The following is a 14,720-nucleotide window of genomic DNA, read 5'->3' as shown; positions in this document are numbered from 1 at the left end:
TCAGCGGTGGTAGCGCAGCCCGCCCCAGAGGCGCCCCTCGTCGCGGTGACGGCCGCCCTTCACGGCGCCGATATAGGCCGCGACTGCCGCCACGAGCGCCGCTGCGGCGAGCAGGAAGGCGGACAGGATCGCCGCGTGACGCGCAGCTTCGGCGGCCTCGATCGCCTGGTCGGCGACCTCCTGCGCGGCCTGCTGCGCTTCGGCCAGACGCTGCTCGCCCTCGGCGCGGAGCTGCTGCGCCGACTGGACGGCTTCCGCCGCGCGGGCCTCTACCTGCGCGGGGGGAAGGCCGGTGCGGGCGGCGATCACGTCGCGCAGATAGGCCTGGTCGGCTTCCGACATCTCGCCGGTCACGAGCGCATTGCCGAGGATTGCCGAGACCTCGGCCCGCATCGTGGCAGGATCGGCCGCGCCCTGCGGCGTGGCGGCGGCAGGAGGCGGCGTCTGGCGCAGCATCCGGTCGGTAATGTAGTCGAGCGGATTGCCGGGGCTCGCCTGTGCCTGCTCGATCGCCGGTGCCGCCGCCTGGCCCACGCCAGAGGCGATGCCGCCCGCGAGCTGGCCCGCGCCCTGTGCGATGCCGCCGACCGCCGCGCCCGCGGCCTCGACCGCCGTGCCCGCTGCGTCGCCGACCGCCCGCGCCGTTCCCGTGACCGCGCCCATCGCGAGGATGCCGCCCAGGATCATGCCGAGCGCCCAGACCACCAGGCCGTGGATGCCGTCACGCGCCGTCAGCTCGTCGCGGTCGGCCGATCCGGCGGGCCGGCGCATGCGGCCTGCGATATAGCCGCCCAGCATATAGGCGGCGACCATTCCGATCACGGTGAAGAGGCCCGTCAGCGCCACGCCCCAGCCGGAGATCATGTTCTCGTCCGGGTCGGCCGAGATCGCGCCGAGCCCGAGCCCGGCGGCAAAGCCGGTCAGCACCACCGAGACCCCGGCGGCGATGGCTGCGCCCGCGAGGATCGCGCCCCAGTCGACATAGCCGCGCTCCCCGCCGCCGACCGTGCCCACGCCCTCTCCGGCGCGGATGACCGTGGTTTCCCTCTGTGCCATCAGCGCAGCCCCAGGAGCGAGAGGATGAACAGCACGACCACGACGAGGCCGACGAGATAGATGATGGAGTTCATGAGAGGGTTCCCCGTTTGACCAATACCGCCAGTGATTTGGCGTCTGATCCGGGAACGCCCGTGGCAGGGCGGGGTTCCGCCCTCAGGCGATATAGCGGTCGCGGCGGTGGTTCACGGCGATCACGAGGTTGAGGACCGCGGCGCCGAGGAAGGACCAGGCGACCTGCACCGGCTCGCGCACCGTCAGCGCCGCGGCGAACAGCGCCGCGTCAAAACCGAGCTGCACCCAGCCCGCACGCCAGCCCCAGCGGTCCTGCACCATCAGCGCGACGATGCCGATGCCGCCGAGGCTCGCCCCATGGCGGAACAGCGCCAGCAGCCCCGCGCCGGTGACGAAGCCGTAGAGGACCGCGCCGACGGCCGGGTCGAGGAGCTCGAAGGAAAGGTGGCCGGGGAGCCAGGCGACCAGCAGCGAGAGGACGGCGACGGCGGCGAAGGACTTCAGCGTGAAGCCCAGACCGAAGCGCAGGTAGCCGAGCGCATAGAACGGCAGGTTCACGACGAAGAACAGCGGCGCGAAGCCCCAGCCGGTGGCATAGGCGATCAGCAGCGCGAGGCCCGCTGTCTGGCCGGTAACGAGGCCAAGATGGGTGAGGATCAGGATGCCGAAGGCGGCCATGCCGGCGCCGAAGGCGATGCCCTGCGCGTCCTCGGCCGCGCTGTGGCGGACGCCGGGCGGCGGCAGCCGGTCGGCGCCGATGGTGGCCGCGCCGGGCATGGTGGCCTCGGGCGGCGGTGTTTCCGGTGGTGAGGACGCAGGTCGTGTCATGCGGGCTTCTGCCGGGGGTCAGTGAGGCATGCCCCGGCGCCCGTCGCCCGGCAAGCCCCGCCGCCCGCGGCGCGTCGGCGCAGGCTCAGTCCTTCTTCAGCAGGTCCGCAAGCCCGGCGAAGGGCCGCGTTTCCGGCTCCTCCGCGTCGTCGCCCGCTGACCATTCCTCCTCGGCCTCGACCCCCGGCGCGCGCGGATAGGGCGGCAGCGCCAGCGACAGCTCCTCCTCCATCAGAGCGCCGAGGTCGATCGCCTGGCCCAGCGGCTCGAGCTCGTCGTCGCCCATCTCGGCCTCCTCGCCGCCCTCGGGCCGGGCCGCGTGGGGCGACCAGGTGCGGGCCACGGGCTCGTCGATGCCGCTGGTCACCGGGGCGAGCGTCACGACGCAGGGCTGGACGACCTCGGCCGTCAGCCGCCCCTCGAAGCGGAAGGCGTCCCCCTCCGAGGGCGCGATGCGGCCCTCGAGCCGCAGCCGGGGCAGGGCCACGAGGTCGAGGGCGGCGGCGATCCGCTTGCGGGCGGCCGCGTCGGGCGCGAGGTCCACCTGCGTCGGCGTCCGGCGCGAGAGCTGCGACACGCGAAGGCGGTCCGTGGAAGGCGGGGAAGCGGCCATGAGGGGACTCCGGTGCTGGGCCGCGGGGCCTTGGGCGACATTCTTGAGCGGCCCGTCCGAGTTTGCTAAGGCAGGCGAGGCGCGTCAACCGCCAGCGCGCGCGGCCCCCGGGCCGGCACAACGGAAGGCAGGAAGAACAGGTGTCAATGCTCCACCCCCGCCGCCTTCTGCGACCCGTCCTTGCCCTGACCCTCGCCGCCGCCCTTGCCGCCTGCGTGCCGGTCTACCGCAACCACGGCTATCTCCCGGATGCGGAATCGCTGTCGCTCGTGCAGGTCGGCCAGACCTCGCGCGACGAGCTGCCCTCGCTGATCGGCCAGCCCTCGGCCGAGGGGCTGCTGACCGGCTCGGCCTGGTTCTACGTCAAGTCGCGCTTCGAGCATTACGGCCCGCGCCGCCCCGAGGAAATCGATCGCGACATCATCGCGGTGAGCTTCGCCGAGGACGGCCGGGTCTCGAATGTCGAGCATTTCGGCCTCGAGCGCGGGCGGGTGGTGGTGCTGTCGCGCCGCGTCACCGATCCGGGCGTGACCGCCGGCGGCGCGCTGCGCCAGATCCTCGGCAACTTCGGCCGGTTCCGCGCGGATCAGTTCTTCGACGGGTAAGGGCCGCGCCGCTCTGCGCCGTTCTCGACGGTCGCGCGGCGGCGCCGCGAAAGTCCCCGCTCGGGGTCGCGGATGCCTCGAACCCCGCCCCGTCAGCATGCGGACGGAGCTGGCGTCCCACAGGCCGGGATCACGAAGGCGCCGGGCGGGTGATGCCGCCCGAGGAAGGCTGATGCTTCTCTGACGGGCTGGCGACGCCGTCACCGTGGCGCGCAAGGACGCAAGGTCAGAGGCTTGATCCGCTCGTGAGCGTCATTGACGGAACCCGAACGGCGCTTGATGATCGGCCGCGAGCGGGCGCAGGGCGCGCGAGCGGGCGTGACGCTGGTCCGGGAGGGGACGGCGGCGCGCCCCCTCCGGGCCGGTGGCGGCGCGCGCGGGCTTTGTGTTTCGGGGGGGAGGTCGCGGCACATGACGCTGGAGCTTCGGGGCGTGGCCAGGCAGGCTGCTGGTCAGGTCTGGATTCACCCGACCGACATGACCCTCGCGCCCGGCAGCATGAACGTGCTGCTGGGTCCGACGCTGTCAGGCAAGACGACGCTGATGCGGCTGATGGCGGGCCTCGACCAGCCGGACGCGGGACGCATCCTCTGGCAGGACGAGGACGTGACCGGGCGCCGGGTGCAGGACCGCGGCGTGGCGATGGTCTACCAGCAGTTCATCAACTACCCCTCGATGAGCGTCTACGAGAACATCGCCTCGCCCCTGCGCCTGCAGCGCGTGCCGCGGGCCGAGATCGACGCCCGCGTCCGCGGGACCGCCGAGATGATGCGGCTGACGCCGCTGCTCGACCGCCGGCCGCTGGAGCTGTCGGGCGGGCAGCAGCAGCGCACGGCGCTTGCCCGCGCGCTCGTCAAGGGCGCGGGGCTGGTGTTGCTGGACGAGCCGCTGGCGAATCTCGACTACAAGCTGCGCGAGGAGCTGCGGGCGGAAATCCCGCGCATCTTCGAGGCGTCGGGCGCGATCTTCGTCTATGCGACCACCGAGCCCGAGGAGGCGCTGCTGCTGGGCAACAATACCGCGACGCTGTGGCAGGGCCGGGTGACGCAGTTCGGCCCGACGCCGCAGGTCTACCGCGCCCCCAAGGACGCCGTGACGGCGCGCGTCTTCAGCGACCCGCCGATGAATTTCAAGCGCATCGAGGTGCGGGGCGGCAAGGCGGTTCTGGACCGCGCCCGCTGGCCGGTCGATCTGGCCGATGGGCGCTATGCCGCGGGCTTTCGCGCGCCGCATCTGCGGCTCGAGCCGCAGCCGGGCGCCGTGCCGCTCGAAACGCGGCTAGAGGCGACCGAAGTCACCGGGGCCGAGACCTTTCTGCATCTCCGGCACGGCGAGGACCGCTGGATCGGCCTGGTCCCGGGCGTCCGCCCGCTTCCCGCGGGCGCGGCGTTGACGGTCTGGCTCGACCCGGCGCATGTCTATCTGTTCGAGGAGGGCGGCCGGCTGGCGCGCGCCGCCCCTCGCTCGCGGGCCGCGTGATGGCGCGGATCAGCCTCGAGAGCCTCGCCCACAGCTACAGCCCGAATCCGACGACGGAGGCCGACTGGGCGCTGAAGCCGATGTCGCTGACCTGGAACGACGGCGGCGCCTATGCGCTGCTGGGCAGTTCCGGCTGCGGCAAGACCACGCTGCTCAACATCATCTCGGGGCTCCTGCGCCCCTCGCGGGGACGGGTGCTGTTTGGCGGGCAGGACGTGACCGATCTGCCGACGGCGGCGCGCAACATCGCGCAGGTGTTCCAGTTCCCGGTCGTCTACGACACGATGACCGTCCGCCAGAACCTCGCCTTTCCCTTGAAGAACCGCGCCCTTCCGGCGGCGCGGATCGCGGAGCGGGTGGAGGCCGTCGCGCGCATGATCGGGATGGCGGAGACGCTCGACCGCCGCGCGCGCGGGCTGACGGCGGATGCCAAGCAGAAGATCAGCCTCGGCCGCGGCATGGTCCGGCAGGACGTGAACGCGATCCTCTTCGACGAGCCGCTGACGGTGATCGACCCGCAGATGAAGTGGGAGTTGCGCACCCAGCTCAAGGCCCTGCACCGCGAGTTCGGCCATACGATGATTTACGTCACGCACGACCAGACCGAGGCGCTGACCTTCGCCGACGAGGTGGTGGTGATGTCCGAGGGCCGCATCGTGCAGGCCGGCACCCCGCAGTCGCTGTTCGACGCCCCCGCGCATACCTTCGTGGGCTATTTCATCGGCTCGCCGGGGATGAACCTGCTGGACGCCGAGGTGCGGGGCGCGGCCGCCCTCGTCGCCGGAGCGACGATCCCGCTGGGCGCCGCCTATGCCCCGGGGGCTGGCCGGGTGCAGATCGGCGTACGCCCCGATGCCGTCCGTCCCGCCACCGAGGGCCTGCCCTTCCGCCTGATCCGCACCGAGGACGTGGGCCATCACCGCATCCTCAGGGGCGAGGTTGCGGGCACTCCCTTCAACCTCGCCGTCTCCGAGGACCAGCCGATCCCCGCGAGCTTCGACCGCGTCGCGCTGGACCCCGCCCGCATCGGGGTCTTCGTCGATGACTGGCGCCTTGCACCGCTGGAACGGGCCGCGTGATGGACAAGCCGGTCAACAACCGCGCCTGGGTTCTCGTCCTGCCGGTGCTGGTGCTGGTCGCCTTCTCGGCGGTGATCCCGTTGATGACGGTGGTGAACTATTCGGTGCAGGACACTTTCGGCAACAACCAGTTCTTCTGGAACGGCCTCGGCTGGTTTCAGGACGTGCTGCATAGCGACCGCGTCCACGCGGCGCTGGGGCGCCAGCTCCTGTTCTCGGGCATCATCCTCGCCATCGAGATCCCGCTGGGCATCTTCATCGCGCTGAACATGGCCCGGCGCGGCTTCTGGGCCAGCCTCGTGCTGGTCCTCATGGCGCTGCCGCTGCTGATCCCGTGGAACGTGGTCGGCACCATCTGGCAGGTATTCGGCCGGGTCGATATCGGCCTGCTGGGCCATACGCTGGCGGCTCTGGGCGTCGATTACAACTACGTCAACGATCCCATCGACGCCTGGGCCACGATCATCGTCATGGACGTGTGGCACTGGACCAGCCTCGTGGCGCTGCTCTGCTATGCGGGCCTGCAATCGATCCCCGACGCCTATTACCAGGCCGCCCGCATCGACCAGGCGAGCCGCTGGAGCGTCTTCCGCTTCATCGAACTGCCGAAGATGCGGGGCGTGCTGCTGATCGCGGTGCTGCTGCGCTTCATGGACAGCTTCATGATCTATACCGAGCCCTTCGTCGTCACCGGAGGCGGGCCCGGCAACGTGACCACCTTCCTCTCCATCGACCTCGTGAAGATGGCCATCGGACAGTTCGACCTCGGCCCCGCTGCGGCCTTCAGCCTGATCTATTTCCTCGTTATCCTGGTGATCTCGTGGGTTTTCTATACAGTGATGACGGCAGAGAGGGCGCCGTGATGCGCGCCTCCCGGACCTCGGCGGTGGTGATGGTGCTTTACCTGACCTTCCTGCTGCTGCCGATCTACTGGCTCGTGAACATGAGCTTCAAGACCAACGCCGAAATCACCGGCACCTTCAGCCTCTGGCCGCAGAATCCCACGCTGAACAACTACCGCACGATCCTGACGGACCCGAGCTGGTACATGGGCTACGTCAACAGCATGACCTATGTGGCGATGAACGTGGCCCTGTCGCTGGCCGTCGCGCTGCCTGCCGCCTATGCCTTCAGCCGCTACCGTTTCCTTGGCGACAAGCACCTGTTCTTCTGGCTGCTGACGAACCGCATGGCCCCGCCCGCCGTCTTCGCGCTGCCGTTCTTCCAGCTTTATTCCGCCGTCGGCCTCTTCGACACCCACATCGCCGTGGCACTGGCCCATGTCCTCTTCAACGTGCCGCTGGCGGTGTGGATTCTCGAAGGCTTCATGTCGGGCGTGCCGCGCGAGATCGACGAGACGGCGTATATCGACGGCTACTCCTTCCCGCGTTTCTTCGTTCGCATCTTCATGCCGCTGATCGCGAGCGGCATCGGCGTGGCGGCGTTCTTCTGCTTCATGTTCTCGTGGGTGGAACTGCTGCTGAGCCGCACGCTGACCAGCGTCAACGCCAAGCCCATCGCCGCGACGATGACCCGCACCGTCAGCGCGTCGGGCCTCGACTGGGGCGTGCTGGCGGCGGCGGGGGTGCTGACGATCATCCCCGGCGCCTTGGTGATCTGGTTTGTGCGGAACTACATCGCCAAGGGCTTTGCGTTGGGGAGGGTGTGATGCGCTCGCGCTCCGTCTCCGCAGGCTTCGCCCTCGCGGCCCTGTTCACGCTCAGTCTGCTCGGCTGGCTCGTCGCCCTCGTCCCGGTCGAGGACGGCGCCCGCGAATGGACCGGCAGCCTCGATCCCGGCGGCTGGATGGCCTGGACCTTCCCGACCGCCCTGTTCTTCTGGATCATCGCCGCCCTGCTGCTCACCTTCATCTGGCTTGCGATCCGCTTCCCCGAGACCCCGCGCAGGGGTGTCCTCGGCATCCGCACTACCCGCGGCGACCGGCTGTTCATCAGCCTGCTCGGCTCGGCCTTCATCAACCTCGCCTGGCTCGGCCTCTGGGGGGAGCCGCTCTGGGGAGGTCTGCTCGTGTCACTGATCTACGCCGCGGCGGTGTTCCGCTGGGTGTAAAAACCGGGCCAGCAAGGCCCATCCTGGGGAGGAGACGACATGAGACTGCACTTGACCACGGCGATGGCGCTCGCGCTGATGGCGACCGGCGCGCAGGCCGGAATGGAGGAGGCGCGGGCCTTCCTCGACAGCGAGATCGGCGACCTGTCGAGCCTCGACCGCGCGGCCCAGGAGGCCGAGATGCAGTGGTTCATCGACGCCGCCCAGCCCTTCGCCGGGATGGAGATCAAGGTGGTGTCCGAGCCGATCACCACCCACGATTACGAATCCAAGACTCTCGCCGCCGCCTTCACCGCCATCACCGGGATCAAGGTCACGCATGACCTGATCGGCGAAGGTGACGTGATCGAAAAGCTGCAGACGCAGATGCAGTCGGGCGAGAACATCTACGACGCCTATGTCAACGACAGCGACCTGATCGGTACCCACTGGCGCTATCAGCAGGTGCGCAACCTGACCGACTGGATGGCGAATGCCGGGGCGGAGGTGACGAACCCGAACCTCGACATCGACGATTTCATCGGCAAGTCGTTCACGACCGCGCCGGACGGGGATCTGTATCAGTTGCCCGACCAGCAGTTCGCCAACCTCTACTGGTTCCGCGCCGACTGGTTCGACGACGAGACCAACAAGGCCGATTTTAAGGCGAAATACGGGTACGACCTGGGCGTGCCGATCACTTGGTCGGCCTACGAGGACATCGCCGAGTTCTTCACCGGGCGCGAGATCGACGGCAAGAAGGTCTATGGCCACATGGACTATGGCAAGAAGGACCCCAGCCTCGGCTGGCGTTTCACCGATGCGTGGCTGTCGATGGCGGGGAACGGTGACAAGGGCATCCCGAACGGCCTCCCGGTGGACGAATGGGGCATCCGCGTGGATGAAAACAGCCGTCCCATCGGCAGCTGCGTTGCCCGCGGCGGCGACACCAACGGCCCGGCGGCAGTCTATGCGCTGCAGAAATACCTCGACTGGATCAAGGCCTTTGCGCCCCCCGCGGCGCAAGGCATGACCTTCAGCGAGAGCGGCCCGGTGCCGAGCCAGGGCGAAGTTGCGCAGCAGATGTTCACCTACACGGCCTTCACGGCCGATTTCGTCAAGGAAGGCCTGCCGGTCGTGAACGAGGACGGCACCCCGAAATGGCGCTTCGCCCCCTCGCCGCATGGCGCTTACTGGCAGGACGGCATGAAGCTCGGCTATCAGGACGTGGGCTCGTGGACGCTGATGAAATCGACGCCCGACGACCGCGCCAAGGCCGCCTGGCTTTACGCGCAATTCGTGACCTCGAAGACGGTGGACGTGAAGAAGAGCCACGTCGGCCTGACCTTCATCCGCCAGTCCACGCTGGACCACCAGTCCTTCACCGACCGCGCGCCGAAGCTGGGCGGGCTGATCGAGTTCTACCGCTCGCCCGCCCGCCTGCAATGGTCGCCCACCGGCACCAACGTGCCGGATTATCCCAAGCTCGCGCAGCTCTGGTGGCAGGCGATCGGGGATGCCTCCTCCGGCGCCAAGACCGCGCAGGAGGCAATGGACAGCCTCTGCGCCGAGCAGGAGAAGGTGATGGAGCGGCTGGAGCGTGCCGGCGTTCAGGGCGACATCGGCCCCAAGCTGGCCGAGGAGCATGACCTCCAATGGTGGAACGCCTACGCCAAGGAGCACGGCACGATCGCACCCCAGCTGAAGCTGGAGAACGAGGATCCGCATCCGGAAACCGTCAGCTATGACGAGCTGGTGCAGAGCTGGCAGCAGTGACACGCCGCGGGGAATCCGGCTCGTCCGGGTTCCCCACTGCGCGATAGGGGCGGATCGGCGGCTTCACCCGCGCCGTCGCCATTCTGAACGATTTGTCGGAGGGAAGGTCATGGCGACCCGGAACAAGGGAATCGTCCGCTCGCCTGGCGCAGTCGCAGGGACGGATGGGGTCGTCGCAACTGTTGCGGCAGGCATAACTTGGCCGCTTCGCTCATCTAACGCATTGATTTATTTTGATCTGTAACGCTCATCGGCGGCGAACTTGGACATTATGCAGCCATAACGAGTCCATTCCAAAGCCGACGTGCTTTTTCCGTTATCCGGTCACGCCGCACGCTGTGTATGGTACAATTAGACCCTGGACGACGCATTTCCAAACGAAAAAAGCCGCCCAGCGGGCGGCCATGAGGAGCGATCGTGCAGATCGGGTTGGCGCAGGTTCAACGCCTGTCAGGGGAAGTACGAGGCCGGCAAGTCCGCCGTACGGTAGAGATCAAGTCCGATCTCACGACGGGCGAGCACTGGCCGGATGCGATCCTTCTTGAGGCGTGAGACGACCTCGTTGCACTGGACCTCCAAGCCATTGGCGATCCGGATCTCCGTCGTAAACCGGCGAGCGAACCCCGAAACCTCAGCTTCGTCGAAGCGATAGAAGCGGTGTCCGCTCGGGCCGATGGTCACGAGTGGTTTCAGGGCGACCTCGCCCTCGCGATGGACCAGGGCCCAGCCCGTGTCCTTCGGTACCTTGAGCTTGCCGAACGCTTCCCCAGGCGACAGACCCTGCTGAAATCTGTGCGCTTGGGCCCGCACTTCGTTCGGATCCACAAGGATGCCAGAATAGCCTTCGACCTGTGCGAGACGAGCGACGCCGTCCAGAAAACCTCCGAGAATGAGGTGCACGATGGCGTAGCAAGGCACGCCCGCCTTCTCGGCCGCTTTCGAGATCGTCAGGAAGCCTTCCGGCGGCGTGTCGACGCGCCTGGCATCCTTCCCGAACGTCGCGAGAAACGCTTCCACTTGTCTTCCGTCTACAGCTCTCTGCTTCCGGCCCGGTGCATCACTTGGTGCGCCTCCCACCCGCACGAGAAGCTGCTCGTCAAGGAGTTGGCCTGCTTGGGGCCGGGTGCAGTTCAGCGTCTTGGGCAGCGCCTGCACATCAATCAACCGGTGAGCTGAGGCGGCGACGGCTCTCCCCACCTCCGCATCGAACACATGATATTCGTCGATCTTCTCATCCGAGGGTATGACACCGCGGGCGGCGAGTAGTCTGCGCAAGGTGCGTGGCTGCAGTTTGGCCTCGAGGGCGAGCGACTTCACGCTGTGGAGACGACGCTGTGGGATCGACCCGCCCAAGATGATTTCATTGGGCGCAACCTCCATGGTTTCGAGAATGTGCTCGCGCATGATCCTCTTGATGTCGCCCACCTCCTTTCTTGTTTTCGGCGACGCGAGCCATCTATAGAAACTTCCGAAGACATTGAACCGTTTCGGCAAACCCTTGCCCCGATACGCAGCTTGCGCCTGTCGGAGGGCTTCGCGGATTCCGGATTCTCCTGCGCTGGTGTAGTTAAACCCGATTCGACCGGCACAATCCCAGTCCGATACTCCCTGTTCGCTGGGCATTGCGACGGGGCCGAACGCGATCAGAAGCCCGAGCATCTCGGTTGCCCGCACGGCCTGCTCGATCGGATGCTGGTCGAGCCATTCAGGCCCAGCTCCACCCTCGAGCCGCGTCATCACATAATCCTGCAGCGGTGAGACAGGCCGGCGTTCGCAACTCTCCACGAGCGCGACCAGGGTCTCCCCGCGCTCCGGCACGAACGGCCAGTTCGTGGAACCGGTTGTCCTCGCTCTGCCTTTTGCGACGCAGCAGAGCGATCTGGTGTTGCGGGCAGGTGCGCACGACCCGCAGCGCCCAGGAAAGTCGTTGGCGGCGCCCGCCGGGGTTGCCGTTCGCGGCGGCATCGTCCTCGGCGAGGCAGAGGGGGCAGAACACCGTGTCCGAGCCTGAAAGGAACTCGGCCGAGAGCTCCTCGCCGCGGAGGTCAGAACGTCGCTTTCCGACGGTCCGCGCCGTGTTGTGCAGCACGGGCGCGCTGTGGATGCCGGCTACAGCACAGAGACGCTCGACTGCCTCAGTGTCGCCCGCGGCGAACGCCTTCGGCTTCACACCTATGTCATGGAGAAACGGCAGCAGCCGGCCTCCCGTATGAAACGCGGCGAGACGCGTGGCGTAAGAGATCGGCGTCTCCACGGGATCGAAGGGAAGGACGGGAAAGAGAGTCGGCATTGGCATGCATTCCCGGGGGTGATCTGGAAGACGGGGGATCAGGCGCGGCCGAGCGCGTTGACGTCGATCTGGGACCAGCGCGGCGAGCGGAAGATGTTCTCGCCGGGCCTGCAGCCCTCCTGCATGTCGAAACTGCGAGCGAAGTGTTCGGTCTCCAGCGTGGTCGCACCGTCGTGCAGAGCCACCTCGATGGCATTGAGAATCTGCTCGATGCAGCGGCCGAAGCGGGCGCGGCCCGCGTGGATCAGACGGTCGACAAGGTCGCCCCGTTCCGGCGGTACAAGCTCTGCACGAACGCAGAAGCTGTCGATCAGTTTCCAGAGTGTCTTGCCGTCCGCCGCACGTGTGACCGACGGCAGTTCGATCCGGGAATAGCGCCGTTTTACCTGATCATCACAGGAGGCGATTTCCCAAAGCGTTTCGATGCCGGTGAGGACGACGATAACGGGCCATTCGCCCTGCATCAGCGACTTCAACATCTTCAGAGTCGTCTCGACTTCGACGGCAGAACCGGTACGAAACAGATCGTGGGCCTCGTCGATCCAGAGAACGACCGTTCCGAGCTGCTGGAAGCGATGCCGAACCTTGTTGAAGATGTCCCAAACCTTCGTGCGGTCGCCGACCTCCGGGTAGCCGCTCTGCCTGAGGATCTCGAGCCCCAACGACTTCAAGCTGGCCGGACTGGGCACCCGCACGCCGATCCAGAGCATCTTGTCCGGTTCGGTTGCCTGAAGCGCTGGGTGCCGGCAGAGGGCGTGGTGGACGAGCGAGGTCTTCCCACCACCCGCGCCATCTATCAGCGCGATGCCCCGCGTCTCACCGGTCGACGTGAACACTGCCGGTGCAGGGATCGGGCGTCCGGCCGCGTCACACTTGAGAAGCCGATCAAGGTGCACGCGAAACTCGTCGTCGCGTGCCAGTTTCACGTATTTCGAGCGCAGGCTCTCCATCACGACGTGGATGTCCTTGCGAGCCCCCTGCAGTTCCGTCTTCACCACTTGTCCTCGAATTCGAACCCAGGATCGTCGTCAGCGTCCCTGTTCGACGCCGCGCATCCGTTACCCACGGGATCTGTGGTCGATGCTGCGGTTCCGGAAACCGGAACCTGCGAGTTCAGGCTCGCGGGTTCGCTAGGCTTCCCAAGGCCGGGGACGAAAGGATCGGCAGCGATCACGTCGACCGGCACCTCCTCCCCAAAGCGAGTGTCAGCGAGATCCTTCACCAACACGGAACGTTCCGACACCTCGAACCCGATGAAGACCCCCGTCTCCTCGTGCTGGATCCGGGTCACCGACCAATCGTTGGCCAGAAGGCTCTGACGCCTCATCGCGTTGTCATTGATTTCGTCGATGCTCCGGATCGCGTCGAAGACGACCTGCTCGTCGAGGCTGGCCTCGAGCTTGAAGCGGTCGCGGAGCTGCCGGGCGGCGGCCAGCCACACCTCCGCCCGCACGCCCTTGAAGCGATCGAAGACGGCGGGCACCTCGAACCACTGGCCATCGAGCTCAGCCACGATTGCTCCCAGATCTTCGCTGTACCAGCGCAGGTTCACCTCGCGGTTCTTCGCGCGCAGCATCCACCGCGCCAGCACTTCCGAATGGTAGCGGACGCCAAAGACGGTGATGCCAGACTTGCCCACCGTGCGCTTGAAGCGTGTGCCCAGAGCGAGCCGCCGCCGTGCCAGATCGGGAGGCGGACACACGCCGAACTGGTCTGTGAGCCGATTCCAGCAATTCGCAGGTGTCTCGCCGCCAAGCCCCGCGTGGGGGCTCCGATGATAGATGTCGGCGACCCAGCGGATGATTGCGGCGCAGAGGTCGCCTGCCGTCAGCGCGGCGCGCGCCTCCGGATCGTAGTCACCTTTCTCGATCATGCTGCTGAAGGTCCGTCCGGTGAGCCGCGGCATGAGGCCGACCGAGATCGTCCGGAAAAACCGCTCGATATATCCTCGCATCTCCGGAATCCCCGCCGGCGCATGCTCGACACCGATACCGAGGTCTCGCAGTGCGAGCCGCACATCGTACGCCATATTCTCGCTGCCGCAGTCCGTCACGACGCTTTCGGGCAGACCGTAGTACGACCACGGGCTGAGTGCGCCGACGGCGTCGGACCAGACACCCTTGTCCCGCAGCATCATTTCGAGCGCCTGCAGCGGGCGACGCCCTCGCGTGCAAGATCGCACCGGAACGGGTCGAGTTCCCGGATTGCCAGCCGCACGGTTTCACGCGATGGAGGAACGAGCTCGCGCGCGCCGCGTTCCCGGCGCAGCAGGTTTTCTGCCTCGAAACTCGCCCGCACATCGTTGTAGATCTTGGAGATCGAAGGCTTCCGCTCATCGAGATAGCGGCTCACTACTTGCGACATGAGCACCAGCTCGTCGGGCCCCAGACGCCGCTGGCGGTTGCCGCGGTTCTCGATCGCATCGTAGAGGCCGGCAAGCCCGAGTTCCTCATAGGCCTTGACCCACCGCCTGACCGATCGAGCGCTGACGTTCATGGGGATAATCTGGGCGCCCCGAATGATCGGGTGCTCGTCGAACGCACTCGGCTGTGAATAGAATTTCGCGGCTTCGATCTTGATTTCTGCCAGCGCAGCCACTATCGAAGCGTCGGTGCGATTGATCCTGCCTTTCTTCTCAAGCATCAGGAATGCTTGTACTACTGCTTCGCGAGACTTCGCCGTGCGGTGTTTCTTGTCGCTGAACGTCGAGAGCGGGCTGCTGGGGGAGTCGAGGCGCCTCTTCTCGCTCTCGGGAAGGAATGCGTTCCTCTCATGCACCAGAACGTTACGTTCGACCAGCCGCGCCATTTCAGTCCGAGTGAAGCTCTCGGCGACTCCCTGACCGTCTGAGCGCACCAGGACGTACCCGTTTTCGGTTTCGTGACAGGCCGATACGCGATCCCGTGAATGTGTACGGCATCGTGCCTGCG

15 protein-coding genes are annotated in these 14,720 nt (G+C 67.0%); 7 read left to right on the top strand and 8 right to left on the bottom strand.

Features of this window, described 5'->3' with window-relative positions; genetic code table 11:
- The 3 genes from GI374_RS07555 to GI374_RS07545 all read right to left on the bottom strand — a co-directional run bounded on the left by GI374_RS07555 (position 1) and on the right by GI374_RS07545 (position 2,476).
- Positions 1-1,056 carry a hypothetical protein gene (locus tag GI374_RS07555; protein ID WP_229582923.1) on the bottom strand — a complete coding sequence of 352 codons (1,056 nt, stop codon included), beginning with the start codon at positions 1,054-1,056 and terminating at the stop codon, positions 1-3.
- 156 nt (positions 1,057-1,212) lie between these two features.
- The gene (locus GI374_RS07550; protein ID WP_154336533.1) at positions 1,213-1,848 is read right to left on the bottom strand and encodes a YitT family protein; all 636 of its coding nucleotides are present in this window, start codon (positions 1,846-1,848) and stop codon (positions 1,213-1,215) included.
- A 136-nt stretch (positions 1,849-1,984) separates the two neighbouring features.
- A complete protein-coding gene (locus GI374_RS07545; protein WP_370515215.1) occupies positions 1,985-2,476 on the bottom strand; it encodes a DUF177 domain-containing protein in 492 nt (163 codons plus the stop codon).
- A 182-nt stretch (positions 2,477-2,658) separates the two neighbouring features.
- On the opposite strand from GI374_RS07545, the gene GI374_RS07540 reads away from it, so the two are divergent.
- The 7 genes from GI374_RS07540 (at position 2,659) to GI374_RS07510 (ending at position 9,500) form a co-directional block, all read left to right on the top strand.
- Positions 2,659-3,117: an outer membrane protein assembly factor BamE gene (locus GI374_RS07540; protein WP_154336532.1), complete on the top strand. Its 459-nt coding sequence runs from the start codon at positions 2,659-2,661 to the stop codon at positions 3,115-3,117.
- A gap of 411 nt (positions 3,118-3,528) precedes the next feature.
- Positions 3,529-4,596 (top strand): ABC transporter ATP-binding protein, encoded by a 1,068-nt coding sequence (locus GI374_RS07535; RefSeq protein ID WP_154336414.1) that lies wholly within the window; start codon positions 3,529-3,531, stop codon positions 4,594-4,596.
- Complete coding sequence (locus GI374_RS07530) at positions 4,596-5,675, top strand: ABC transporter ATP-binding protein (RefSeq protein WP_154336413.1); 1,080 nt, start codon at positions 4,596-4,598, stop codon at positions 5,673-5,675. The genes GI374_RS07535 and GI374_RS07530 overlap by 1 nt, the downstream gene beginning before the upstream one ends.
- Positions 5,675-6,538 carry a carbohydrate ABC transporter permease gene (locus GI374_RS07525; protein WP_154336412.1) on the top strand — a complete coding sequence of 288 codons (864 nt, stop codon included), beginning with the start codon at positions 5,675-5,677 and terminating at the stop codon, positions 6,536-6,538. Before GI374_RS07530 ends, GI374_RS07525 begins: the two co-directional genes overlap by 1 nt.
- Positions 6,538-7,344 carry a carbohydrate ABC transporter permease gene (locus tag GI374_RS07520; protein WP_154336411.1) on the top strand — a complete coding sequence of 269 codons (807 nt, stop codon included), beginning with the start codon at positions 6,538-6,540 and terminating at the stop codon, positions 7,342-7,344. The genes GI374_RS07525 and GI374_RS07520 overlap by 1 nt, the downstream gene beginning before the upstream one ends.
- Complete coding sequence (locus tag GI374_RS07515; protein WP_195759874.1) at positions 7,344-7,745, top strand: DUF2160 domain-containing protein; 402 nt, start codon at positions 7,344-7,346, stop codon at positions 7,743-7,745. Before GI374_RS07520 ends, GI374_RS07515 begins: the two co-directional genes overlap by 1 nt.
- Before the next feature lie 39 nt (positions 7,746-7,784).
- Positions 7,785-9,500 (top strand): ABC transporter substrate-binding protein, encoded by a 1,716-nt coding sequence (locus GI374_RS07510; protein WP_154336410.1) that lies wholly within the window; start codon positions 7,785-7,787, stop codon positions 9,498-9,500.
- 450 nt (positions 9,501-9,950) lie between these two features.
- On the opposite strand, the gene GI374_RS07505 is transcribed toward GI374_RS07510, so the two are convergent.
- From GI374_RS07505 to GI374_RS07485, 5 genes are all read right to left on the bottom strand, one after another.
- A complete protein-coding gene (locus GI374_RS07505) occupies positions 9,951-11,237 on the bottom strand; it encodes a hypothetical protein (protein WP_154336409.1) in 1,287 nt (428 codons plus the stop codon).
- Entirely contained in the window at positions 11,206-11,754 is a 549-nt protein-coding gene (locus GI374_RS07500; RefSeq protein WP_195759873.1) for a TniQ family protein, read from the bottom strand. The genes GI374_RS07505 and GI374_RS07500 overlap by 32 nt, the downstream gene beginning before the upstream one ends.
- A gap of 74 nt (positions 11,755-11,828) precedes the next feature.
- A complete protein-coding gene (locus GI374_RS07495; RefSeq protein ID WP_154336407.1) occupies positions 11,829-12,785 on the bottom strand; it encodes a TniB family NTP-binding protein in 957 nt (318 codons plus the stop codon).
- Entirely contained in the window at positions 12,782-13,924 is a 1,143-nt protein-coding gene (locus GI374_RS07490) for a Mu transposase C-terminal domain-containing protein (RefSeq protein ID WP_229582916.1), read from the bottom strand. The genes GI374_RS07495 and GI374_RS07490 overlap by 4 nt, the downstream gene beginning before the upstream one ends.
- Positions 13,924-14,598 (bottom strand): helix-turn-helix domain-containing protein, encoded by a 675-nt coding sequence (locus tag GI374_RS07485; RefSeq protein WP_195759872.1) that lies wholly within the window; start codon positions 14,596-14,598, stop codon positions 13,924-13,926. The genes GI374_RS07490 and GI374_RS07485 overlap by 1 nt, the downstream gene beginning before the upstream one ends.
- Positions 14,599-14,720: the final 122 nt, after the last annotated feature.

Source organism: Paracoccus sp. S-4012, from assembly GCF_009674885.1.
Classification (GTDB): Bacteria; Pseudomonadota; Alphaproteobacteria; order Rhodobacterales; family Rhodobacteraceae; genus Paracoccus.
The sequence above is the reverse complement of the archived record's forward strand: the minus strand, read 5'-3'. Positions and strand labels throughout refer to the sequence as shown.